This is a genomic window from Kitasatospora sp. NPDC088779 (genome assembly GCF_040685395.1).
Lineage (GTDB): Bacteria > Actinomycetota > Actinomycetes > Streptomycetales > Streptomycetaceae > Kitasatospora.
In genome coordinates, this window is sequence record NZ_JBFBHW010000041.1 from 16,472 (window position 1) to 38,957 (window position 22,486).

Below are 22,486 nucleotides of genomic sequence, written 5' to 3' on the forward strand. Positions count from 1 at the left end.
GGGACGTGGGTCAGCCGCGGGGCTGCACCACGGTCAGTCGACGGTCGGGCAGGTATCCGGTGAGCGCCACGGTGGGGCCGTGGGACAGCCCCTTCGGATCCGGCACGTCGGACGGAATCGGGATGTCCGCCGCGAGCGCGCGGTCCGCCGCGCCGGGCGGGGGCGGGAACGGCGCAGCCGTCTCGATCAGGTGCCGGTAGTAGTCGAGCGACTTGGCCATGTCGACGGTGACCGCCGCGGTGACCCGCCCCTGGTAGCCGTAGACCATCGCCAGACGGCGCGCCTCCAGAGAACCCTGGGCGATGACCACGTGGTCGGAGAAGGTGGGCACGCCCACCGACTTGATGTTGAGCCCGAACTGGGTCGACCAGAACGTCGGCAGGGCGAGGTGCGGGCGCCGCAGGGGCCCTGGACTGACCATGTTGTGGGCCGCCACCCCGGCCTGTTCGACCGCGTTCCCCCAGTGTTCGAGGGAGAGCATCTGGTAACCGAACAGCGGGTGGGGGAAGCGGGAGACGTCGCCGGCGACGAAGACGTCGTCAGTGACGATTCCGTACATGTTGAAGGCGCGGCACCCGGCGTCGCAGGCGATTCCGCGCGGGCCCGCCGCCAGTCCGGAATCCGCCAACCACTCGACGTTGCGGACCGCCCCCAGCGCGACGACGCACACGTCCGCCTCGACGCGGCTGCCGTCGGACAGCTCCGCGCCGGTGAAGCGCCCGCCGTCGTCCCCGCGCAGGGCGGTGACCGTCACGCCGGTGCGCAGGTCCACACCGTGGTTGCGCTGCATGGCGGCCGCGAGTTTCGCCAGGGTGCCGCCGAGCGCGCCCACCAGAGGTGCGGGACCGCGTTCGGCGACGGTGACGTCCAGTCCGCGTTCCCGGCAGGCCGAGGCGATCTCCGAACCGGTGAAGCCGCCGCCGATCACCAGCACCCGCCGTGGCCCGGCAGCCAACCGCTCGGCCAAACCGCCGGCGTCCTCGCGGGTACGCAGGGTGAACACCCCGTCCAGGGCGGCCTCCTGCGGATCGGGCCAGGGACGCGCCCGGGTCCCGGTGGCGATCAGCAACCGGTCGTACGGCAGCGACTCGCCATCGGCCAGCATCACCCGCTTCCCCAGGGGGTCCAGGCCGGTGGCGCGTACGCCCAACCGCCACTCGGCGTCCGGATCCCGGCGCATCGGCAGCCCGGTGGAGTCCGCCGCAGCGTGGCCCAGCAGCACCTGCTTGGACAGCGGCGGCCGGTCGTAGGGCGGATGAGGCTCGTCGCCGACCACGGTCAGTGAGCCGGTGAAGCCCTCCTCCCGCAGCGCCTCCGCGGCCCGCAACCCGGCCAGCGACGCGCCGACGACAACGATCCGGCCCTCGCTCTGGTCACCGGCCATCAGCGCTCACCTCCTCACCGAGGAGGATGGCCTGGACCGGGCACGCCGCCGCGGCCTGGCGCACGCGCTCGACCTGGTCGTCGGGGACAGCCGGGGCGTACAGCAGTCCCTCCTCGCCGTGCAGCTGGAACACTTTCGGCGCGAGGAACACGCACTGTGCGTAGCCCTGGCAACGCGTGAGGTCCACAACGGTCTGCATCCCCACCACTTCCTCTGCCGCCGTACCCCCTCTCTTCCAGCATGGGACGAGAACCGGACGCGCGCAGCACGGGCCGAGAACCGGGCGCGGGCGCGGCAACCGCTCGGGGATGCCGCAGGTGCGGAGCCCGCGTCGAGCTGTCCACCGGCATCGCTCCGACCAGCGGGCGTGCGGCACCGCGATCGAGCGGCGGGCGGCCCGGGCGCGGCGGGCGGCCTGGGCGCGGCGCGCCGCCTAGGGAGTGCGGTGATCCGGGGTTTCGGGAGAGCGGGGCGTGGTCGTGCTCGGCTCGGCGAGGTGGGTGTCCATGGTGGAGTTCAGGTCGGCCATGAACGATTCGAACTGTTCCAGGAGCTGCGGCGGGTAGTGCGACATCGCGGTGTCGAGGCGTCGGGCGAGGGGGCCGAAGAACTCGTCCGCCCGTTCCTGGATGTGGCGGCCGCTGCGCAGGGTGATGATGCGCCGGTCGGGGTGCTCGCGGACGCGGGTGATGTGCCCTGCGGCTTCGAGGCGGTTCAGGAGCGCAGTGGTGGCGCCCGTGGACAGGGGGATGCGCTCGCTGAGGCGCGCCGGCGACAGGGGGGTGTCGCGCTCCTCGGCGGCGGCGATCTCCAGGACCGCGGTCGCGTCGGTGGAGTGCAGGCCCAGCCAGGCGGCGAAGCGCCGGCTGAGCTCGGCGTAGTGGCCGCCGTAGGTCCTCAGCGACTCCATCAACCGCTCACGCTGCGCCGCCACGCCGTCGAGCATCGCTTCCTCCATGGCCTCGCGCCTTTCCGTGCTGCTGTGCGGTCCGCGTCGGCGGCCTGCTTTGACAACCTACCGCCACCAATTTACCTTTATCGTAAAACTACTTCACCATGGAGGTATCTGGCGTGCGCGGCTCTTCCCCCATCACCGACGAGACCGCGGGGCCCTACCGCCGGCGATGGCTGATCCTGGTGGTGATGCTCGTCGCGGAGATCATGGATCTCCTGGACGCCTCGATCGTCAACGTCGCCGGTCCGGATCTGGAGCAGTCCCTCGGCGCCGGCTCCGTCGGCCTGCAGTGGGTGATCGGGGGCTACGCCCTCACCCTGGGAGCCGGGCTCGTGCTCGGCGGCCGGCTCGGCGACCGGTACGGCCGGCGCCGGATGTTCCTGATCGGTCTGGCCGCCTTCACCACCGCATCGCTGCTGTGCGCGCTGGCGCCGGACACCGGGTCGCTGATCGCCTTCCGGCTGCTCCAGGGCGCCGCCGGGGCGATGCTCCTGCCCCAGGGCCTGGGCCTGCTGCGGGAGAACTTCCCCGGCCCCGAGCTCACCAAGGTCTTCGGGATCTTCGGCCCCGTCCTCGGCCTCGGCGGCATCATCGGCCCGGTCCTCGGAGGATTCCTCATCGAGGGCGACTTCTTCGGCCTGGGCTGGCGCTCGGTGTTCCTCGTCAACCTCCCCATCGGCCTCGCGGCCCTCGCCGTCGCCGCGAAGTACGTCCCGAAGAAGCCGGGGGATCGCACCGTGGACGTCGACAAAGCCGGCGCGGCGCTGGTCGCCGTGTCCTGCGCGCTCCTCGTCCTGCCGCTGAACCAGGGGCAGGAGGACGGCTGGCCGCTGTGGACGTGGCTGTGCATGGCCGCCTCCGCCGCCGGGTTCGCCCTGTTCGCGCTGCACCAGCGCCGCACCGTCGCGGCGGGCCGCGAGCCGCTGATCATCCCCGCCCTGCTGCGCAAGCCCGCCTTCACCATCGGACTCGGCGGCATCGCCCTGTTCTTCGCCGGGCTCGTCGGCACCCAACTCGTCCTGACCCTCTACCTCCAGATCGGCCGGCACTTCACCGCCGGCGACGCGGGATTGGGCAACCTGCCGCTCGCCGTGGGCACGGCCATCGGTGGCGCGGTCAGCGGCGCCTTCCTCGCCGACAGGATCGGCCGCAAGGTCCTCCAGATCGGCCCGCTCGTCCAACTCGCCGGCGCGACCCTCCTCTGGTTCGAACTCGACGGCCTCACACCGGCCTCGTTCTCGATCCGGGACATCGCCCCCGGCATCGCCGTCTCCGGCATCGGCGCGGGCATGGTCATCGCCGCCCTGTTCAGCTTCGTCCTCGCCGCCGTGGACGACGCCGAGATCGGCTCCGCCTCCGGGTTCCTGTCCGCCGTCCAGTCCATCGGCGGCTCCGTCGGCGTCGCCGTCTTCGGCTCCGTCTTCTTCGCCCAGGCCGGGACCGGCGACTTCACCGCCGGCTTCCACCACGCCCTGACCATCCAGGCCTGCCTGCTGGCCGCATTCCTCGCCATCACCTTCCTGCTGCCCGAGCAGGGGCGCCCCGAGGAAGAACACCACGGCATCACCACCGACACTCCCGCCGACACCCCACAAGCCGCCGCGTGACCCCCGGCCCGCCCCGTCCGGGCGCTACGGCGCCGATACGCGTACCTGTCGCGAGGAACGCAGGACTGGCTTCAGTCCCTGTCGGGGGCGTGCAGCGCGAGGGTGAAGCTGAAGCGGTCGCCGCGGTAGAGGGTGCGGACCTGTTCGAGGGGGTGGCCCTCGGCGTCGCGGCTGCGGCGGTGGAGCAGCAGCATGGGCAGGGCGGGCGGGGTGCCGATGAGCAGGGCTTCGCGGGGGGTGGCGAGGACCGTCTCGATGCGTTCGTCGGCGCCGCCGAGCCGCACGCCGCACTCGCGCAGGTACCCGTAGAAGGAGCCTTCGGGGTCGAACTCCCGCTCCAGGTGCGGGACTCGGGCAACGGGGACGTAGGTGGACTCCAGGCCGACGCGTTCCTCGTCGGCGCGCAGGACACGTTCCAGGTGCCAGAGCGGTTCACCTTCGGGGACGGCGAGGCGCTGGGCCATGGGCGGGTCGGCGGGGAGGCGGTCGAGGGTGATGAGGGTGCGGCCGGGGCGCAGGCCCTGGCGGGTGACGCCTTCGGTGTAGCTGGCGAGGGAGAGCGGCTGTTCGATCTTGGGGCCGGCGACGACGGTGCCGCGGCCCTGGCGGCGCAGGCGGCCTTCGAGGAGGAGGTCGCGCAGGGCCTGCCGGACGGTGGCGCGGGCGACGTGGTGGCGTTCGGCGAGGTCGGCTTCGGTGGGCAGGCGCCCGCCGGGACCCAATTCGGCGATGAGGTCTTCGAGTTGGGCCTTGACCAGGTAGTACTTGGGCACCCGGCCGTGGTCGGGGACGCCGGAGCGGGCGGGGGCGACGGGGGGCCGGGGGGTGCCGTGGTTCACCGCGTCACCTTATCGAGCGGCGGTCCGGCGCCATCGAGTGGTGGTTCGGCGCCCCCGAGGTCACGGAATGGTAACCGGTCTGGACTGAATTTCGGCGGTTGTTCATACAACCGTGGATCCGGGGAGGGCTCCTCCTCGTACGGGCGCCCCATCCTCGGTGCCGGTGCAACCGCACCGCGTCGCCCCCTAGTTGGGAGCCCTCGTGCGCATCCCCCGCTCCATCCGGACCGTCACCGCGGCCACCGCCGTAGCCGCCGTGCTGCTGCCGTCGGCGCCCGCCGGCGCCGCCCCCGCCGCTTCCGCCGTCGCAGCCGCCCCCGCCTACAAGGGCCTGCCGGACGGCACCAAGCAGGCCAAGACCCTGGTCATCGGCGTCGACGGCACCCGCTACGACAAGCTGGCGGCCGCCGACGCGCCCAACCTCAAGGCGCTGATGGCCGGCGGCATGACCGCCACCAGCAACCTGTACGCCAACCCGCTGGCGCCGACCCTGTCCGGGCCGGGCTGGTCGACCATCGCCACCGGCGTGTGGCCCGACAAGCACCAGGTCAAGGACAACGCGTTCACCGGCGCCCGGTTCGACCAGTACCCGGACTTCGCCAGCCGCCTGGAGGCCGCCGACCCGGCCGCCTCCACGCTGGTGATCGGCTCGTGGAACCCGATCACCGGCAACGTCTTCAACGGCAAGGCGGACCTGCGGATCGCCGAGAACGAGAACGACGCCAAGACCGCCTCCGACGCCGCCGACTACCTCGCCCACGGCAACCCGGACGCCGCCTTCCTGCACTTCGACGGGATCGACGAGGCCGGGCACGCCTCCGGCGGCGCCAGCGCCCAGTACGCGGCCGCCATCCACACCGTCGACGCGCTCGTCGGCCAGGTCGTGCAGTCCGTCAAGTCCCGCCCCACGTACGGCTCGGAGGACTGGCTGATCGTCGTCACCACCGACCACGGACACACCGACGCCGGCGGGCACGGCGGCAACAGCGCCAACGAGCGGCAGACCTTCGTGATCGCCGACGGCGCCGGCTACCCGGCCGGCTCCCGGCGCTACGACGTCAAGCCCGTGGACATCGCGCCCACCGTCCTCAAGCACGAGGGCGCGGCGATCGACCCCGCCTGGCGCCTGGACGGGCAGCCGATCGACGAGATCGCCCCGGACGCCTTCGACGCGCTGCGCCCCGCCCTACAGGGCCGGGCGGACGAGACGGGCATCCCGGCCGCGGTCCGGGGCTGGACGCACACGCCGCCCAGCGGCTGGAGCATCGACAACTCCCGGATGCCCAGCGGCGGGGTGACGGAGTGGCGCGGCTGGGCCTTCGCCACCGACGAGTTCTGGAGCGCCACCCAGCTCGGACAGGGCCGGGAGACCAACGTACGGGCCCGCAACGTCTTCGCGGTCGCCGACTCCGACGAGTGGGACGACAAGGCGCACGGCGCCGGCCAGTTCGACTCCACCCTGGTCAGCCCGGCCTACCCGGTCGCCGGCCTCGGCCGGGCCACGCTGTCCTTCGCGACGAACTACAAGGTCGACGGCCCGCAGACCGGCGACGTGTACGTGGTCTTCGACGACGGCGCCCCGCAGCTGGTGAAGTCCTACCGCGCCGACCTGAACACCGTCGAGCACCTGCCCGTCACCGTGCCGGCCGGCGCCACCACCGCGCGCCTGCAGTTCCGCTACACGGGCACCAACAGCGCCTTCTGGACGGTCGACCAGGTCTCCTTCGGCTCCTGACACCACCACCGGCCCCCGCCGCCCCGGCCCCCGGGGCGGCGGGAGGCGACGCCCACCATGCGGTACGGCGGCCTCCCGGAGCGGAGTTCGACTGTCAGACCAGGCAGAACTCGTTTCCTTCCGGGTCGGCCATCACCACATGATCGGGCCTGCCGTCCAACTCCTCCTCGCTGACCACGGTCGCGCCCGCAGCGGTCAACCGCTCCACCGCCTCGACCACGCGCGGCCATCGCACCTCCCACGGTGTCTCACGGCCGCCACCGACCTGGACGTCCACGTGCACCCGGTTCTTCACCGCCTTCGGCTCCGGCACCTTCAGGAAGGACATGGTGGGGCCCACCCCCTCGGGATCACAGAGGTACGCGCCGTCATCCCACTCGTCCTCCGGGATCCCGTAGTGGGAGAGCCATTCCTCCCAACTCCCGAATCCCACAGGTGCGGGCTTCTCCGCATAGCCCAGCGCCAGTGCCCAGAACTCAGCCAGCTTCGCCGGGTGCGCGCAGTCGATCGTCAAGCTCCACCTGGTCGCCATGCGGTCCTCCTCCGGTCGGATGCCGCGACGGTACCGCGCACCTCCGACACTCGCGGCCGGTGAGCCGTCCGGTGGCGGCCGGCGTCGTCAGGGCCCTCGGCGCGTGCCGGGCAGGTGCCTCCCGGCGGCCGGTACGGTACCGGCGTGACGGGAACTCAGGACACCGTGCTGGTGGTGGTGCGCGGTCCGAGCGGGGCGGGCAAGTCGAGCGTCGCCGCGCGGCTGCGCGCCGCGTACGGACGGGGCGTGGCCGTCGTCGCCCAGGACGTGCTCCGGCGCACCGTCCTGCGCGAACGCGACCTCCCGGGCGGGGCGAACATCGGCCTCATCGACCTGGTCGCCCGGCACGCCCTCGACCACGGCTTCCACACCGTCGTCGAGGGCATCCTCGCCGCCGAGCGCTACGGCCCGATGCTCGCCCGGCTCGCCGCCGACCACCGCGGCCGCAGCCACCTGTACTACCTCGACGCCGACTTCGACGAGACCGTGCGCCGCCACGCCACCCGCCCCCAGGCCGCCGAGTTCTCCCCCGAGGACATGGCCGACTGGTACCAGCCCCACGACCTCCTGCCCGGCGGCCTCGAACGCGTCGTTCCGCAGCACAGCACCCTCGACGAGACCGTCGAGCGGATCCTCGCCGACACCCGTCTCACCCCGCCATTTCGCCACCGGTGAGCGGCGCTACGACAGCTGAGCCCGTCCCCCGCAGGAGGCCGGGGGTACGGAACGGCCCCGCCCTACCGGCGGTGGCGGCCGGTAAGTGGTCGGCGCAGCCGGCGCCGCTGACGTAACGCGCGGGGCGCGGGCGCGGTTGCCTACGCCATGATCACGATCACGTGAATCTTGTCGAAACAAGATCATTATTTGATGATCCTTTGGCGTCATTTGACCCCATCTTTGATCTTGCCGCCCACTCCTATGCTCCGAGAGCGCCGTCGAGCGACGGTGTCTCAAGGAGTCGATATGAACAGACGGATGACCACACGACGCAGACCCGGCAGGCCCGTTGGCATGCGGGCGGTGAGCGGGTCGCTGGCCCTCGCCGTGGCGGTGTCGCTGCTGGCCGGGTCCGAGACGGCCCTCGCCGCGTCACCGAGCGCGGCGGCGAAGGCGGGCAGGGGAGCCGGGCAGTGGGCCACGTCCGCCGCCGACGTGCCGTCGGCGAGGGTCGCCGCCCGGCTGTCCGGGCAGCGGGTGGAGGCGCTCTCCGAGCGTACGGAGACGTCGACGACGTGGGTGAACAAGGACGGTTCGCTCACCACCGAGCTGTTCGCGGGCCCGGTCCGCTTCCAGCGCGACGGCCAGTGGGTGGACGTCGACCTCGGCCTCCAGGCGGGCGCGGACGGGTCGGTGGCGCCGAAGGCCCACCCGAACGCGCTGCGGCTCGCCGGTGCCGGCGGCACCCGGGCGAAGTCGCTGCTCCACGCGCAGGCGGCGGCCGCGGACGACGCCCGCACCCTGGTGACCCTCGGACAGGGCGACCAGCAGGTCGAACTCCAGTGGCGCGGCGGCCTGCCCAAGCCCGCCCTGGACGGTACGAAGGCCACCTACCGGGACGCGATCGCGGACGGCGCGGCCGACCTGGTCGTGGAGGCCACCCGGACCGGCTTCGAGCAGTACACGGTGCTCAAGCAGCGCCCGAGCGCCGCCGGGTTCTCGTACACGATGCCGCTGAAGGCCGACGGCCTGAAGGCCGAGGTCCAGCCGGACGGCGGCGTGCTGTTCACCGACAAGCGCACCGGCGAGCGGCGGGCCGTGCTCCCGGCGCCGGTGATGTGGGACGCGACGGCCGCCGCCGAGGGCTCCGGCGAGCACGCCCGGCAGGCGAAGGTCGGTCTGAAGGTCGTCCAGCGCGGCGACGGCATCGACCTGGTGTTCACGCCGGACGCCGCGTTCCTCGCGGACCCGAGGACGCAGTACCCGGTGACGGTCGACCCCTCCACCACGGCCCTCGGCAACGTCTTCGACACCCGGGTGCAGCAGGGCGAGACGGTCGACTGGTCGGCCGACACCGAGATCTACTGGGGCAACTCCGGCACCAAGAACGCGGACGGCTCCTCCCGCCAGGCCCGGTCGTTCATCAACTGGAACACCGCGCCGATCGCGGACGCGCTGATCACCAACGCCAGCCTGTCGCTGTACAACTTCCACTCCGGCAACAGCGACTGCCAGCCCTACGCGTGGGACATCTGGGACACCGGCCTCGCCTCGACCGCCTCGCGCTGGACGGCGCAGCCCTCCTGGAACGCCAAGAAGGCCACCGGCACCGAGACCAAGGGCCGGGACGCCTGCGGCGGCGACGGCTGGATCACCGCGGACGTCACCAACCTGGTGCAGACCTGGACGTCGGCGAAGAACACCACCTCGGGCATGGGGCTGCGCGCCCCGGACGAGACCAACACCAAGTACTGGAAGGAGGTGAACTCCGCCAACGCCGCGACCAACGTCCCGAAGCTGACGGTGACGTACAACTACCGCCCCCGGACCGGGACGGACCAGCAGGCCGGCTCCCCGTTCTACAAGGACGCCGCCGGCACCTGGTGGGTCAACTCCACCACCCCGACGCTGCGCGACACCTTCGTCGACCCGAACAACGACAAGGTCGACGGCACCTTCCAGATCTTCGACGCCGCCACCGACACCCAGGTGGGCAACGTCCTGGTCTCCCCGTACGTGCCGAGCGGGGCCCCGGCCTCCGTCAAGGTCCCGGCCGGTGTGCTGGCCAACGGCAGGACGTACAAGTTCCGCACCTCCCCGTACGACGGGCTGCACTACAACAACAACTGGTCGGCGTGGGCCACCTTCACGGTCGACACCTCCGCCCCCTCGGCGCTCGCCGCGCTCTCCTCCTCCGACTACCCGTCGGGCCAGTGGGTCAAGGGCCCCGGCCAGGCCGGTTCCTTCACCGCGACCCCGCCGGCCGGTGACCAGAACGCCCTGGAGTGGACGCTCGACGGCGCGACCTGGACCAAGGTCGCGACGAACGGCTCCGCCGCGCCGGTGACCTTCACCGTGACCCCGGCCAAGGCCGGCACCAACACCCTTCAGGTGCGGGCGGTGGACCGGGCGGAGAACAAGTCCGAGGCCCGTACCCACACCTTCCAGGTCGGCGCGGGCGGTGTCACCTCCCCGAACGACGGCACCCGCACCGCGGCGCGCCTGCCGCTCACCGCCGAGGCCGACGCCGCCCGGTACGACCAGGTGGCCTTCTCCTGGCGGCGCTCCGACGCCGACGCCTGGACGCGGATCCCCGCCGGCGACATCACCAACGGCGGTGCCGCACTGGCGGCCTGGCCCGTGCCCCTCGCCGCGGGCAAGAGCCCGGCGCTCACCTGGAACGCCACCTCCACGGTGACCCCGGACGGCACCGTCCAGCTCCGCGCGGACTTCACCGGGCCCGGCGCCGCGGCCGTCTCCTCCGAGCCGGTGCGGGTCGTCGTCGACCGCAAGGCCGACGGCGCGGCGACGGAGAACGTCGGCCCGGGTGCGCTGAACCTGCTCACCGGCGACCTCAGGGTCCCGGCCACCGACGTGTCGCTGTTCGGCATGACGGTCGGCCGCACGCACTCCTCGCGTGACCCGCGGGCCGCCGCCGGCCAGGACGGCCAGGCGGCGGTCTTCGGCCCCAACTGGGTGTCCAGCGTGTCGTCGAGCCTGTCCGCCTCGGAGTACACGGAGATCCGCAGGACCTCCGGCACCTCGCTCAGCGTGATGGCCGCCGACGGCTCCGCCGTCTCCTTCACCTCGAACGCGGCCGGCAACGGCTGGGCGCCCGAACCGGGCAGCGAGGACCTCACCCTGAGCGGCTCCTTCGGCGCCGACTTCACGCTCTCCGGCACCGAGGGCACCGTCACCACCTTCGCCAAGGCCGATCCGGCCGCCGCCACCTGGACGGTGACCTCCACGCTCCAGGGCGGGCTGGCCAACACCACCACCAGCGTGGTGTCGGAGACGACCGTGGTCGGCGGCAAGACGCTGGCCCGGCCGAAGCTCGTCATCGCGCCGACCTCCGCGGCCACCCCGGCGGTGTGCGCGGCGAACGTCGCCGCCAAGGGCTGCCGCGTCCTGCAGTTCGTCTACGCCACCGCGACCACCGCCACCGGCGTCACCACCGGCACCGAGTTCGGTGACGTCGCCGGGCAGGTCAGCGCGATCAGGCTCTGGAGCACCGCGCCCGGGGCCGCCGCGGCCACCGCCACCGACGTCGCCGTCTACCGCTACGACTCGGCCGGGCGGCTGCGCCAGACCTGGGACCCGCGGCTCGGCCAGAGCAGCCAGAACCAGTACGCCTACTACACCCAGGGCGCCGACGACGGCCTGCTCTCCTCCGTCCAGCTCAGCGGCACCCGCGCCACCTCGCTGGCGTACGGCACCGTCACCGCCAACCCGGCCGCGGGCCCGGGCATGTTGACGAAGACCTGGCACGACACCCTCGCCCCCGGCACCACGGGCACCGTGAACGGCACCGCCACCACCACCGTCGTCTACGGCGTCCCGCTCTCCGGCGCGAAGGCACCGGAGGACCTCTCCGCGCCCGCCGCCTCCGCGTGGGGCCAGAGCGACCTGCCGACCGACGCCACCGCGGTGTTCCCGCCGGACCAGGCCCCCGCCTCCAACAACGGCACCGACCTCGGCGCCGGCGACTACACCAGGGCGAGCGTCACCTACCTGAACGCCTCCGGCCGCCAGGTCAACCAGGCCACCCCGGGCCACCACGTCACCACCACCGAGTACGACAACCAGGGCCACCAGGTCCGCAGCCTGACCGCGGGCAACCGCGAGCTCGCCCTCGGGGCCACCCCCGCGGCCAAGGCCGAACTGGCCGACCTCGGCATCGACACCCTGCCCTCCGCCGAGCGCGCCCGGCTCCTGTCGAGCAGCAGCGCCTACAGCGCGGACGGCCAGCAGGAGACCGACGTCTACGACCCGCTCCACCGCATCACCCTCGCCGCCGACGCCACCTCCGGTGCGACGGTCCTGGCGAAGGCCGGCACCCAACTGCCCGCCCGCCAGCACACCGTGAAGACCTACGACGAGGGCCGGCCGACCGACGGCACCGCCAAGATCAAGAACCAGATCACCCTCACCACCACCGGCGCCCGGCTCCGCGCCTGGCCCGACCTGCTGGTCGACGCCCGCCAGGACCGGACCACGTACAACTGGGCGCTCGGCGTGCCCACCGCGCAGATCAAGGACAGCGGCGGCCTCGCCCTGACCACCACCACCGGCTACGACGGCCAGGGCCGGGTCGTCTCGACCCAGCAGCCGGCCTCCACCGGCTCCGACGCGGCGGCCGGCTGGACCACCTACTACACCGCCGGCGGCACCGGCACCTGTGGCAACCGCCCCGAGTGGGCCGACCTCGTCTGCCAGACCGGGCCCGCCGCGGCCATCACCGGCGGCGGCGCCAACCCGGCACAACTGCCCACCAGGACAACCCAGTACGGGCAGTTCGGCCAGGTCACCCGCACCACCGAGACGGCCAACGGCGTCACCCGCACCACCGTGACCGACACCGACACGGCGGGGCGCCCCACCACCGTCACCGTCACCGACGGCCTCGGTACCCCGGCCCCCGCCGCCACCACCACGTACCACCCGGGCACCGGCGCCGTCACCCGCCAGACCTCCGCCACCGGCGGCACCATCACCAAGGGCTACGACGAACTCGGTCGCCTGATCTCCTACACCGACGCCGACGGCGCCGTCACCACCACGGAGTACGACGCCCTCAACCGCCCCACCAAGGTCACCGACACCTCCCCCTCCACCACCACCTACACCTACGACACCGCCGTCGACCCGCGCGGCCTGGCGACCTCGGTGACGGACTCCGTCGCCGGCACCCTCACCGCCCGCTACGACGCCGACGGCACGCCGCTCACCCAGGGCCTGCCCGGCGGCTACACCCGGACCGACGACAAGGACCCGGCCGGCACCACCACCGGCCGCACCTACACCCGCGACAGCGACGGCCTCGTGCTGGTCTCCGACGGCATCACCGAGACCATCCACGGCCAGCGGGCCACCCACACCGGCACCCCCGGCGTCACCGCGGCCCAGACCTACGCCTACGACCGGGCCGGCCGGCTCCTCCAGGTCCAGGACACCTCGACCGACGCCGTCTGCACCACCCGCACCTACACCTTCGACCGCAACACCAACCGCACCGCGCTGGCCACCGCCGACGCCGCCCGCGGCCAGACCTGCACCACCACCGGGGGCACCGGCCAGACCAGCACCTACGACACCGCCGACCGCCTGGTGAACCCCGGCTACACCTACGACGCGTTCGGCCGCACCACCGCACTGCCCGGCAGCACCGTCGCGTACTACAACACCGACCTGGTGCAGCAGCAGACCAGCGGCACCAACCGGCAGAGCTGGACCCTCGACTCGGCCCAGCGCTTCCGCGCCTGGACCACCGAGACCAACACCGCCGGCGCCTGGGCCCAGACCGGTCTGCGGACCAACCACTACGGCTCCGACACCGACAGCCCCCGCTGGATCACCGAGGACTCCGCGGGCACCCTGACCCGCAACGTCACCGGCCCCGCCGGCACCCTCGCCGCCACCACCGCGAAGACCGGCGGCACCGTCCTGCAACTCGCCAACCTGCACGGCGACATCACCCTGCGGCTGCCGCTGGACACCGCCGTCGCGCCCACCGTCCTCGACTACGACGAGTACGGCCAGCCGCGCACCGGCCAGCCCGGCACCCGCTACGCCTGGCTCGGCGACAAGCAGCGCTCCGACGAGACCCCGAGCGCCCTCACCCTCATGGGAGCGCGCCTCTACAACCCGGCCGCCGGCCGCTTCCTCTCCCCCGACCCGGTCCAGGGAGCGAGCGCCAACGCCTACGACTACTGCAACGCCGACCCGGTCAACTGCACCGACCTCAACGGCCGGATGCCCGGCTGGCTGAAGGCCGCGCTCAAGGCCGCCGTCGCCCGTGCCGTCCAACTGTCCGTCACCGCGGCCGTGGCCGCCTGGATCCCCTTCCTGGCACCCTGGGCGCTCCACATCGGCAACTGCGCCGGCGGCGCCTGCGCCGGTGTACTGTTCGGGAGCGGCGGCTGGAAGCAGCGCATCGTCTGGGCCGTCGCCGGCTGCCTCGCGGGTTTCGTCTTCGACCGCGGCGTCTCCCAGCGGATCGTCGACAAGGTGATCGGCGTGGTCAGGAGGTTCGTGTGACATCCACGGAGTCGGCGGAGTCGGCGGAGGAACCGGCAGCGCGCCGGGTGAGCCCGCTGCGCCTCGCCGCGACCAACGGGGCCTGGCTCGCGCCGTCCTTCCTCGCCGCCTACCTGCTCGCCGACCGCCTCACCGCCGACGCCACCACCCGCACCTGGTGCACCCTGCTCCTCGCACCGGTGATCGGCCTGGCCCTGCGTGCCGCGGCCACCCTCGTGGCCCGCCGCCGACGGGCGCGGACCAGCCGGCGATAGCCCGACGCACACTCCCGCAACAGGCCGACCCGCCGGCGCCACCGGCGGGTCGGCCTGTTCCGTGCTCGTTCCGTGCTCGTTCCGTGCCAGCGGGGCACACCGATGGTCACGAGGCAGACGGGGCGGCCGATGGCGAAGGCCGAGGCCAACGGCCTCGGCCTTTCGGCCGCCCGACGCCGAACGGCGCGCCGGGCGGTCAGCCCACCGCGGGCCGCGTACGACGCGCGGCGCGGGCAGGCACCTCCACCACGGTGAACCAGACCAGGACCGCGCACAGGAAGGCCGCCGCCGCGAAGACCAGCGGTCCCGTGACGGAGTCGTCCCGCGCGCCGGCGGCGAGCGCGGCGACCGCCGACAGGACGAGGGCGACGGCCGCCAGCGCACGAGGGCTGCGCGCGACGCCCGGTGCGGCGGAGGACGGCAGCAGCCAGAGCGCGAGACCGTAACAGGCGCAGCCCAGCAGCGCGGCCCCCAGCACGTCGCTGGGCCGGTGGTGGTAGAGCGCCTGCACGGCGCCGGCGGTGACGGTGAGCCACAGCATGCCGACCGCGGTGACGTAGAGGCGCAGGCGCGGGGAGGCGACGAGGGCGGCGCCGAGGACCAGCCCGATGGGGACGGCCGCGTGCCCGCTGGGGAAGCTCACCTCGGTGAGCATGTCGGGCGCGTTCACCAGGTCGGGGCGGGGCAGGAGCATCTTGCTGCACACCTCGGTGCCCCCGAACGTGCCCAGGACGACCCCGATCGCCGCGCAGCCCTGCCACCAGCACCGCCGCACCAGCGCGACGACCACGATCACGGCCATCCCCACGACCAGGGTGGGAAGGGCCGTGAACTCCAGCGGCGGCATGGCCGCCGAGTCGTAGACCGACCCCGACCAGTCGTAGATCCACGCCGGTTCGCCGCCGTTCCCGTTCATCAGGGAGTTCTCCCCCCGCTGCCCGAACGGGGTCCAGACGGCGAGCAGGTAGACCGCCACGAACCCCAGAGCGCACAGCAGAGCCGGCAGCCACGGCCGTATCGACCGCGAAGGGCCCCCTCCGGCCGGGGTTCCCGGGGCCCGGCCGGGAGCGTCCGGCCCGGGTGCGGACAGGGCCGGGTGATCTTGCTGAGTCATCACTGTCTTTCTGCTCGCAGCTCTGGGAACCGCGAGCCCTGGTCGTAGACGACTTGGTTTGAACGGGGACGCCGACGACGACGTCACGGTTCCCGTCCCGACTCGGACCCGACACCGGACCCGGGCCCGGACCCGGACTGAGGACATCGCCGTCGGCTCCTGCGGCGTCATGCCGGGTGGATGAGGCGGCTCTCGTAGGCGAAGACCACGGCCTGTATCCGGTCGCGGAGTTCGAGCTTGTGCAGGATTCGCCCCAGATGGGATTTCACGGTCGCCTCCGCGAGGAACAGGGCGGCCGCGATCTCGGTGTTGGACAGGCCGCAGCCCACCTGGACGAGCACCTCGCGTTCACGGGCGCTGAGCCGGCTCAGCCGATGGTCGGGGCCGGCGCTGCCGCCGTCGGGGATGTGCGGGCGCAGGTGCTCCAGCAGGAGGCGGGTGATCCGCGGGGACACCACCGCGTCGCCCGCGGCGACGCTGCGTATCGCGGTGAGCAGTTCCTCGGGCCTGGTGTTCTTCAGCAGGAAGCCCGAGGCTCCGGCGCTGAGTCCGGCGAAGGCGTATTCATCCAGGTCGAAGGTGGTGAGGATCAGCACTCTGCTGTGCGGGGAGGCCCGGATGACCTGCCGGGTCGCCTCGATCCCGTCGATGCCGGGCATCCGGACGTCCATGAGGACGACATCGGGGCGCAGTTCCCGGGCGAGGCGGATGGCCTGGGCGCCGTCCGCGGCTTCGCCGACCGGTGTCATGTCGGGCTGGCCCTCCAGGACCGTGCTGAAGGCCATCCGGAGCAGTGCTTCGTCGTCGGCGATCAGGATGCGGATCGTCATGCGGACGCCGCTCCGCCGCTGTCGAGGAGGAGACGGGTGTGGACTCCCCAGCCGCCACCCGGAAGCGGTCCGGCCCGCAACGTCCCCCCGTAGGCGGCCGCGCGCTCGCGCATGCCGGGGATGCCGTGGCCGGACGGTGTGGCGCCGGGAAGCGGCGGGCGGGGGCCGCTGTCGGTGACGTCCACGGTGACGGTCCCGGTCGAGCACCGTAGCCGGACCTTCGCGCGTGTGCCGGTGGGTGTGTGCTTGAGGGTGTTGGTCAAGGCTTCCTGTACCAGGCGGTAGACGGTCAGTTGTGCGGTGGCGGGTATGTGGGTGTGGCCGCCCTGGACCTCGATGCGGGTCGGCAGCCCGGCGGCGCACATCTGGTCGGCGAGGGCCTCCAGTTGGGCGATGCCGGGCAACGGGTGGCGTTCCGCGTCCGGTTCGTCGGTCCGCAGGATGCCCAACGAGCGCCGCATGTCGGTCAGGGCCTGCCGGCCCGTCTCGGAGATCTGGAGCATCGCGGTGGTCGCCTTGTCGGGCGACCGGTGCTGCGCGTAGACGGCGGCGTCGGTGAGCGCGACCATGACGGACAGGTTGTGGGTGACGATGTCGTGCATCTCCCGGGTGATACGTGTCCTCTCCTCGGCGACGGCCAGTCGCGCCTGCTGTTCCTGTTGCTGCTCCAGGCGTGCGGCCCGTTCCTCCAGGGCCGCGAGGTAGGCGCGCGTGGTCCGCACGTTCACACCCAGGACGGCGGCGGCGACGACCATCGCGGTGACCGCGACGAAGGGGGTCAGGAACGCGCCTTCCGTCGCCCAGCGCAGGCAGGCCAGCAGGGCCCCCGCCTCCACGACGGCACCGGTGACGAGCGTGCCGCGCCGGCCCGAGTTCGCGGCTGCCGTGTAGAGGGCCACCAGCAGGCAGACGTCCGCCGGAAGTTGGACGTCCGTCAGCCACTGGACGAAGGCCGCGGCTGCCACGACGCCGAACACCGTGAGCGGGGCCCTGCGCCGCCACACCAGGGGCAGTGCGAGGGCGGCGGTGAGGGCGACGGCCACCGGCAGCTCGTGCGGTGCCCGGGTGGTGATGATGTTGAGCAGGAGAAGCGTCGGCAGCAGCGAGTCCCACGCCATGGGCGGCAGCCGGGAGGACCGGCGCCCGGCGGCTGTCACCAGTCGCGCCGCTCGTGCGGAGGCCAGGTCGGCGTACCTCGTCAGCCGTGAGGTCGTCCCCGCCCACCGCACCCGTGTCAGCACCCACACCCTGCCCCGGACCCGGCCCCGGTGGGCATCGCCGGGTTCCGCGGCCGCCTCGGTCATCGCACGTCCCTGTCGGTTCAGCGTCATGGTGGCCCCGGCCGGGGCTGCCACCGCGTGCGGCCGGATCCGAGTGGCGTACGGGGAACGTACGCCTCGCGCTGCCCGGCACTCCCGCGGCCCTGTCACGGTAGGCGGCGGCCCCCACGGAGCACATGAGTCCACCGTCTGATGGCACCGTGCCCGGGTACGACCGCAGGAGGAGTCCCGCTACCTCCCGTGGTCGTAGGGCGGCCGCCGATCCGGCGTGCCCGATTGCCACTCCGGTCGCACCGGGACCTGCCGCGGATTGCGACCCCGGTGGCACCCGACGGCGACCCGGGATCGATGTGGCAGCGCGTGCCCGGCGCCGAACATGGCCTGGTGACCGAGATCATCACGGGGCTGTACATGTCCCCCCTGGAAATCCTTGTCCTGCTGGGCGCCGTCGCACTGGTGGTGGCGCGCTGGCTTCCCCCCTCCGCCCGCCCACGCGTCACGATCGCGGCGGGGGCGGTTCTCGTGCTGTCCGCGATCCTGCTGAGCGTGGCGGGGATCCGCTGGCAGATGCTGCCGGTACTGGCAGGCGCCGCCTTCGCGTCGCCGTTCGCCTTCTCCCCCCTGCTGCGACCGCTTCGACGCCGTCCCGGCCGGCCGGCGTGGCGGGCCCGATGGTGGCTGGCGTTGCCGGGATCGGTGGCCTGTGTCGGCCTGATCGCCACGGGCGCGGTGGCCGCCTGGGCCCTTCCCGTACCCGAGTTCCCCCAACCGTCGGGCGACTTCGCGGTCGGCACCCGCGTGGTCCAGTGGACCGACCCGCACCGCCCCGAGACCTTCACCGCCGATCCGGACGACCGGCGCACGGTCGTGGTCCAGCTCTGGTACCCCGCGCAGAAGAGCCCCGCCGGCGCGCAGCGGGCCCAGTACCTCGGACGTACGGAGCACGAGGCGCGCACCGTCTCCGACGCCCTCGCCCGCCAGGTCGGCCTGCCGGGTTTCCTGGTCGACGGTGTTCCGCGTGCCCACACCCATGCGGTCTTCGACGCCCCGGTGGACGGCGGGCGGGGGCGGTTCCCCGTCGTCCTGTTCTCTCCCGGGTCGGGCGGAGTGCGCACCCAGAACACCGCCTGGGCGGAGGAACTGGCCAGCCACGGCTACGTGGTCGCCGCCCTCGACCACCCGTACGACTCCGCCGCCGTCGTCCTCGCCGACGGCCGGACGATCACCACCGAGACCTCCTCCACCGGCGACCCTGACCAGGACGAGAAACTGGCGGCCGACTGGACGGCGGTTCGGGCCGCCGACCTCGGCTTCGTCCTCACCCAACTGGACGGCCTGGACCGGGGTGAGGCCGCCGACCCGCTGAGCGGACACCTGGACACTGGCCGGGCCGCGGTGGCCGGACACTCCATGGGCGGCGCCGCCGCCCTCCAGGCAGCCCGGCAGGACCGCCGCTTCCACGCCGTCATCGATCTGGACGGCTACCCCCACGGCCCCGCCTCCCCCTCCCTCGACCAGCCGACGCTCGCGCTCACCCAGGCCGTCACCCCGGCAACCGACCCGCGCTACCTGCCCCGCCTCACCGAGGCGCTCAAGTCCAGCACCGCGACGAGCTACCGGCTCACCATCCCCGGCGCCGCGCATCTCACGTTCATGGACGGCCCCCTGTATCTGCCGCCCGTGCCCTCGATCGTCGGCTCCCTGGGCCGCACGGAGAGCCCGCGCGTCGTCGCCGCGGCCACCCTCGCCTTCCTGGACGCCACTCTGCGAGGCAAACCCGGCGACCTGGCCGGCGTTCTGCCGGCCTACGGCAACCTCAGCGTCCACCGCCCGGACAACAGCGGCTGACCAACTGTTCCGGGGCACGTACGCCTGCCGGACGAGGACGACGGGATCATCGGCCGGACGGTCGCGCCCGAAACCGCTGGTAGGCGGCCCCGCGTCGTTGTTCACCTGTGGGCGAACGCGCGGAGCAGGCGTACGTACGGGGTCCAGCGGGCCGGGCGGGCCACCGTGCCCGTGCAGGCGAGCTCGGCGCGGTCCAGGCCGTCCTCCAGGCAGGCGTCGTGCATCGGGCGCCAGGCCGCCGGCCAGGTCAGGCGTGCCAGGCCGCCGGCCTTCATCGCGAGGGTGTGCCGCAGCACGGTGCGTTCTTCGTCGACGGGCAGCACCGTGAACTCGTGGAAGCCGTGGAATCCGCGCGGCCCGCTGAAGGTGAAGCGGACCCAGACCCCGGGCACGTAGGCGGTGACCGTGTAGCGGACCGGGCCGTGGCCTCCGGTCGCGCCGACCGCCAGTGGGCGGTCGAACTCCATCGCGGGCCAGTCCGGGTGCGGCCAGAGCCGGTCCGCCGGGCCGCCTGACAGGTTGTCGACGAGCGCGCCCACCTCGCTCGCCTTGGCGGCCAGCAGGCGCTCGTGCACGTTGTAGACGCCCATGCGTCCTCCCCTTCAGATTATTAGAGACCAGCCTCTAATAATCTGGAGGGTACCCTCTGATTCATGGCGAGACCACCCCGCTTCGACACCGACCAGATCCTCGACGCCGCCGTCCGGCTGGCCGCCTCCGCCGGGCCGGCCGGCGTGACCATGTCCGCCGTCGCCCAGGCGATCGGCGCGCCGAGCGGGTCCATGTACCACCGCTTCCCCGGCCGTACGGCACTGCTCGCCGAGGTGTGGCTGCGCACCGTGGAGCGTTTCCAGGAGGGGTACTTCGCCGCGCTCGGCAGCGCGCCCGACCCCCACCCGGCCGCCCGCGCGGCCGCCCGGCACGTCATCTCCTGGAGCCGCGCCCACCCGCAGGAAGCCTCGCTCCTCCTCTACGGCGCCGAGGAGTTCGGCCGCGCCGACTGGTCCGAGGAACACAAGGAGCGCGCGGACCTCGGCAGCCGACGCGTGCTCGACTCCATCGCCTCCCTCGCCGAAGCCCTCGGCGCGGCGGGCCCCCAGGACCACGAGCGCATCACCCTGGCCCTGATCGACCTGCCGCTGTCCGTGGTCCGCCGCCATCTGCGCGCCGGGCAGCCGCTGCCACCGCACGCAGAAGACCTCACCGAGGAATGCACGACGGCTCTGCTGGCCGACGCGGGGGCTCCGTGATCGGACTCCCCGAAGCCGGAGTCCTCCGCGGAGCTACACCGTCAGGCCCTGGCCGCCGGGACGACGAGCGCCTGACGGACGGCGCAGTACCAGCTGGCGGGGCCGGTGGGGCAGTCGGGGCCGTCGACGTTGCGGGAGAGCGCGTATTCCCAGCCCGCGGCACCGGCGAAGTCCGGGTACTTGTCGGCGAGAGCGCGCAGGGTCCGCTGGAGGACCGGCATGTCGACGTAGCCCCCGCAGTCCAGGTTGTCGTTGGTGATGCCGGCGGCGACGACCTTGGACGCGGGGAACTGGTTCTGGATGACCGCGTCGTAGTCGGCGGTGTCGGCGAGGCTGCCGTTGCCGCAGTAGAACTGGGTGTTGTACCAGCGGATCAGGGGGCCGACCTGCTTTTCGAGCGTGCGGTAGTCGAGGAAGGGAAGGTTGCCGCCCTCGGGCATGGTGAGATCGCCGGGCCCCGGGGCAAGGGTGATCAGAAAGTCCGGCCCGAAGTCGGAGCGCAGCTGACGGATGAGCCGCTCGGCGGTCGCCTCGCGGAACGCTTCCTCGACGTCGAGGTCGATGCCGTCCAGCCGGTACGTCCTGAGGGCGTCGCGGACGGGCGGGTAGTACGTGCCGAAGTCCTTGTCGAGCAGCCCGTACGTCCCCTGCGCGGCGCCGCCGAGAAGAGCGGTGACCTTGACGCCCTTCGCCTGCACCGAGGCGATGTCACGCCACATCGGAACGTACTTGGGCGCGGAGGGCGGGTCGTCGTTCAGGGTGAGGATCGGGTACTGGACGGGGTCGTTGAGGTGGAACGCGGCCACCTCCACCACGTCCGCGTGACCGATCAGGGGCACCGGGGAGACGTAGTGGCTGTCCGGGTCACCTGTGGTCGTGCCGGTCTGGTAGAACGCGACGACGTGGCGGGTCGCCGACGTCTTCGCCGCGGGAGAGGTGCCTCGCACCCCATCCGGGTGTCCGTGACTGCTCATGGACGGGTTCCTCCTGGTGGTCGGCCACAGACCTGCTGTGGGTCACCAGGAAGCGTGCCGTTCCACCCGGGAGGGCCTCGCGCATTCCCACCACGCGTCCTGGAATTCCACTCCGCCAGCCCCGTACCACCGCCGCCGCCCATCGGCCCGGCCCGCCGGGTCGAGGCCGGCGAGGTCGGTGTCGCGCTCGGCCCGACGAGCTCCCCGCCTCGCCGGCTCGGGGGAGGCTCAGTCGACGCAGAACTCGTTGCCCTCGATGTCCTGCATCACAATGCACGAATCGTGGCCGTCGTAGAGCAGTTGCACGCGTACCGCGCCGAGCGCGACCAGCCGGGTGCACTCGGCTTCGAGCGTGGCGAGGCGCTCTTCGCCCACGAGCCCGGTGCCGACCCGCACGTCGAGGTGCACCCGGTTCTTGACGACCTTGCCTTCGGGAACGCGCTGGAAGAACAGTCGCGGGCCCTCGCCTGAGGGGTCGCTGCAGGCGGACCACGAACCCCGGTCCTCAGCAGGCTGGGAGCGGTCGTACTCGTCCCAGGTGGCGAACCCCTTCGGCGGCGGCGATTCGTACCCCAGCACCTCGCACCAGAAGCGGGCGACGCGCTGGGGTTCCGCGCAGTCGAAGGTGACTTGGAACTTCTTGATCAATGACATAAGCGCACCATAACAGGGGTGCTGTCGCTCATCTCC

At 72.7% G+C, this 22,486-nt stretch carries 18 protein-coding genes; 7 read left to right on the plus strand and 11 right to left on the minus strand.

All coding sequences use genetic code 11. The features are described 5' to 3' along the window. Window positions 1-10 precede the first annotated feature (10 nt). The 3 genes from AB0P03_RS30145 to AB0P03_RS30155 form a co-directional block, all read right to left on the minus strand. Entirely contained in the window at window positions 11-1,384 is a 1,374-nt protein-coding gene (locus AB0P03_RS30145; protein ID WP_363586206.1) for an FAD-dependent oxidoreductase, read from the minus strand. Continuing rightward, the gene (locus AB0P03_RS30150; RefSeq protein ID WP_363586205.1) at window positions 1,374-1,583 is read right to left on the minus strand and encodes a ferredoxin; all 210 of its coding nucleotides are present in this window, start codon (window positions 1,581-1,583) and stop codon (window positions 1,374-1,376) included. The genes AB0P03_RS30145 and AB0P03_RS30150 overlap by 11 nt, the downstream gene beginning before the upstream one ends. A 234-nt stretch (window positions 1,584-1,817) precedes the next feature. Next, window positions 1,818-2,342: a MarR family transcriptional regulator gene (locus tag AB0P03_RS30155; protein ID WP_363586204.1), complete on the minus strand. Its 525-nt coding sequence runs from the start codon at window positions 2,340-2,342 to the stop codon at window positions 1,818-1,820. A 98-nt stretch (window positions 2,343-2,440) separates the two neighbouring features. On the opposite strand from AB0P03_RS30155, the gene AB0P03_RS30160 reads away from it, so the two are divergent. Further along, window positions 2,441-3,946, plus strand: a complete 1,506-nt coding sequence (locus AB0P03_RS30160; RefSeq protein ID WP_363586203.1) for an MFS transporter — start codon at window positions 2,441-2,443, stop codon at window positions 3,944-3,946. Window positions 3,947-4,017: 71 nt separating this feature from the next. On the opposite strand, the gene AB0P03_RS30165 is transcribed toward AB0P03_RS30160, so the two are convergent. Continuing rightward, on the minus strand, window positions 4,018-4,785 hold the full coding sequence (locus tag AB0P03_RS30165) for a GntR family transcriptional regulator (RefSeq protein WP_063352162.1): 768 nt from the start codon (window positions 4,783-4,785) through the stop codon (window positions 4,018-4,020). 202 nt (window positions 4,786-4,987) lie between these two features. On the opposite strand from AB0P03_RS30165, the gene AB0P03_RS30170 reads away from it, so the two are divergent. Next, window positions 4,988-6,520: an alkaline phosphatase family protein gene (locus AB0P03_RS30170; protein ID WP_363631834.1), complete on the plus strand. Its 1,533-nt coding sequence runs from the start codon at window positions 4,988-4,990 to the stop codon at window positions 6,518-6,520. Window positions 6,521-6,614: 94 nt separating this feature from the next. Here AB0P03_RS30170 and AB0P03_RS30175 read toward each other — a convergent pair whose 3' ends face one another. After that, on the minus strand, window positions 6,615-7,052 hold the full coding sequence (locus tag AB0P03_RS30175; protein ID WP_363586200.1) for a VOC family protein: 438 nt from the start codon (window positions 7,050-7,052) through the stop codon (window positions 6,615-6,617). A gap of 144 nt (window positions 7,053-7,196) precedes the next feature. Here AB0P03_RS30175 and AB0P03_RS30180 point away from each other — a divergent pair, with 144 nt between their 5' ends. From AB0P03_RS30180 to AB0P03_RS30190, 3 genes are all read left to right on the plus strand, one after another. Beyond that, window positions 7,197-7,727: an AAA family ATPase gene (locus tag AB0P03_RS30180; RefSeq protein WP_363586199.1), complete on the plus strand. Its 531-nt coding sequence runs from the start codon at window positions 7,197-7,199 to the stop codon at window positions 7,725-7,727. A 336-nt stretch (window positions 7,728-8,063) separates the two neighbouring features. Then, window positions 8,064-14,246, plus strand: a complete 6,183-nt coding sequence (locus AB0P03_RS30185; protein WP_363631865.1) for a DNRLRE domain-containing protein — start codon at window positions 8,064-8,066, stop codon at window positions 14,244-14,246. Then, window positions 14,243-14,500 carry a hypothetical protein gene (locus AB0P03_RS30190; RefSeq protein WP_363586197.1) on the plus strand — a complete coding sequence of 86 codons (258 nt, stop codon included), beginning with the start codon at window positions 14,243-14,245 and terminating at the stop codon, window positions 14,498-14,500. Before AB0P03_RS30185 ends, AB0P03_RS30190 begins: the two co-directional genes overlap by 4 nt. A gap of 196 nt (window positions 14,501-14,696) precedes the next feature. Here AB0P03_RS30190 and AB0P03_RS30195 read toward each other — a convergent pair whose 3' ends face one another. From AB0P03_RS30195 to AB0P03_RS30205, 3 genes are all read right to left on the minus strand, one after another. Continuing rightward, window positions 14,697-15,614, minus strand: a complete 918-nt coding sequence (locus tag AB0P03_RS30195; RefSeq protein ID WP_363586195.1) for a phosphatase PAP2 family protein — start codon at window positions 15,612-15,614, stop codon at window positions 14,697-14,699. Window positions 15,615-15,781: 167 nt separating this feature from the next. After that, entirely contained in the window at window positions 15,782-16,444 is a 663-nt protein-coding gene (locus AB0P03_RS30200; RefSeq protein WP_363586194.1) for a response regulator transcription factor, read from the minus strand. Further along, window positions 16,441-17,562: a histidine kinase gene (locus AB0P03_RS30205; protein WP_363586193.1), complete on the minus strand. Its 1,122-nt coding sequence runs from the start codon at window positions 17,560-17,562 to the stop codon at window positions 16,441-16,443. Before AB0P03_RS30205 ends, AB0P03_RS30200 begins: the two co-directional genes overlap by 4 nt. A gap of 510 nt (window positions 17,563-18,072) precedes the next feature. On the opposite strand from AB0P03_RS30205, the gene AB0P03_RS30210 reads away from it, so the two are divergent. Continuing rightward, entirely contained in the window at window positions 18,073-19,572 is a 1,500-nt protein-coding gene (locus AB0P03_RS30210; RefSeq protein ID WP_363631867.1) for a hypothetical protein, read from the plus strand. Between the two features lie 101 nt (window positions 19,573-19,673). Here AB0P03_RS30210 and AB0P03_RS30215 read toward each other — a convergent pair whose 3' ends face one another. After that, window positions 19,674-20,162 (minus strand): SRPBCC family protein, encoded by a 489-nt coding sequence (locus AB0P03_RS30215; protein ID WP_363631836.1) that lies wholly within the window; start codon window positions 20,160-20,162, stop codon window positions 19,674-19,676. A gap of 63 nt (window positions 20,163-20,225) precedes the next feature. Between AB0P03_RS30215 and AB0P03_RS30220 the strand changes: the two genes are divergently transcribed. After that, on the plus strand, window positions 20,226-20,822 hold the full coding sequence (locus AB0P03_RS30220) for a TetR family transcriptional regulator (RefSeq protein WP_363631837.1): 597 nt from the start codon (window positions 20,226-20,228) through the stop codon (window positions 20,820-20,822). Window positions 20,823-20,863: 41 nt separating this feature from the next. On the opposite strand, the gene AB0P03_RS30225 is transcribed toward AB0P03_RS30220, so the two are convergent. After that, window positions 20,864-21,796 (minus strand): glycosyl hydrolase family 18 protein, encoded by a 933-nt coding sequence (locus tag AB0P03_RS30225; RefSeq protein ID WP_363631839.1) that lies wholly within the window; start codon window positions 21,794-21,796, stop codon window positions 20,864-20,866. A gap of 228 nt (window positions 21,797-22,024) precedes the next feature. Further along, window positions 22,025-22,450 (minus strand): VOC family protein, encoded by a 426-nt coding sequence (locus tag AB0P03_RS30230; RefSeq protein WP_363586189.1) that lies wholly within the window; start codon window positions 22,448-22,450, stop codon window positions 22,025-22,027. Window positions 22,451-22,486 lie beyond the last annotated feature (36 nt).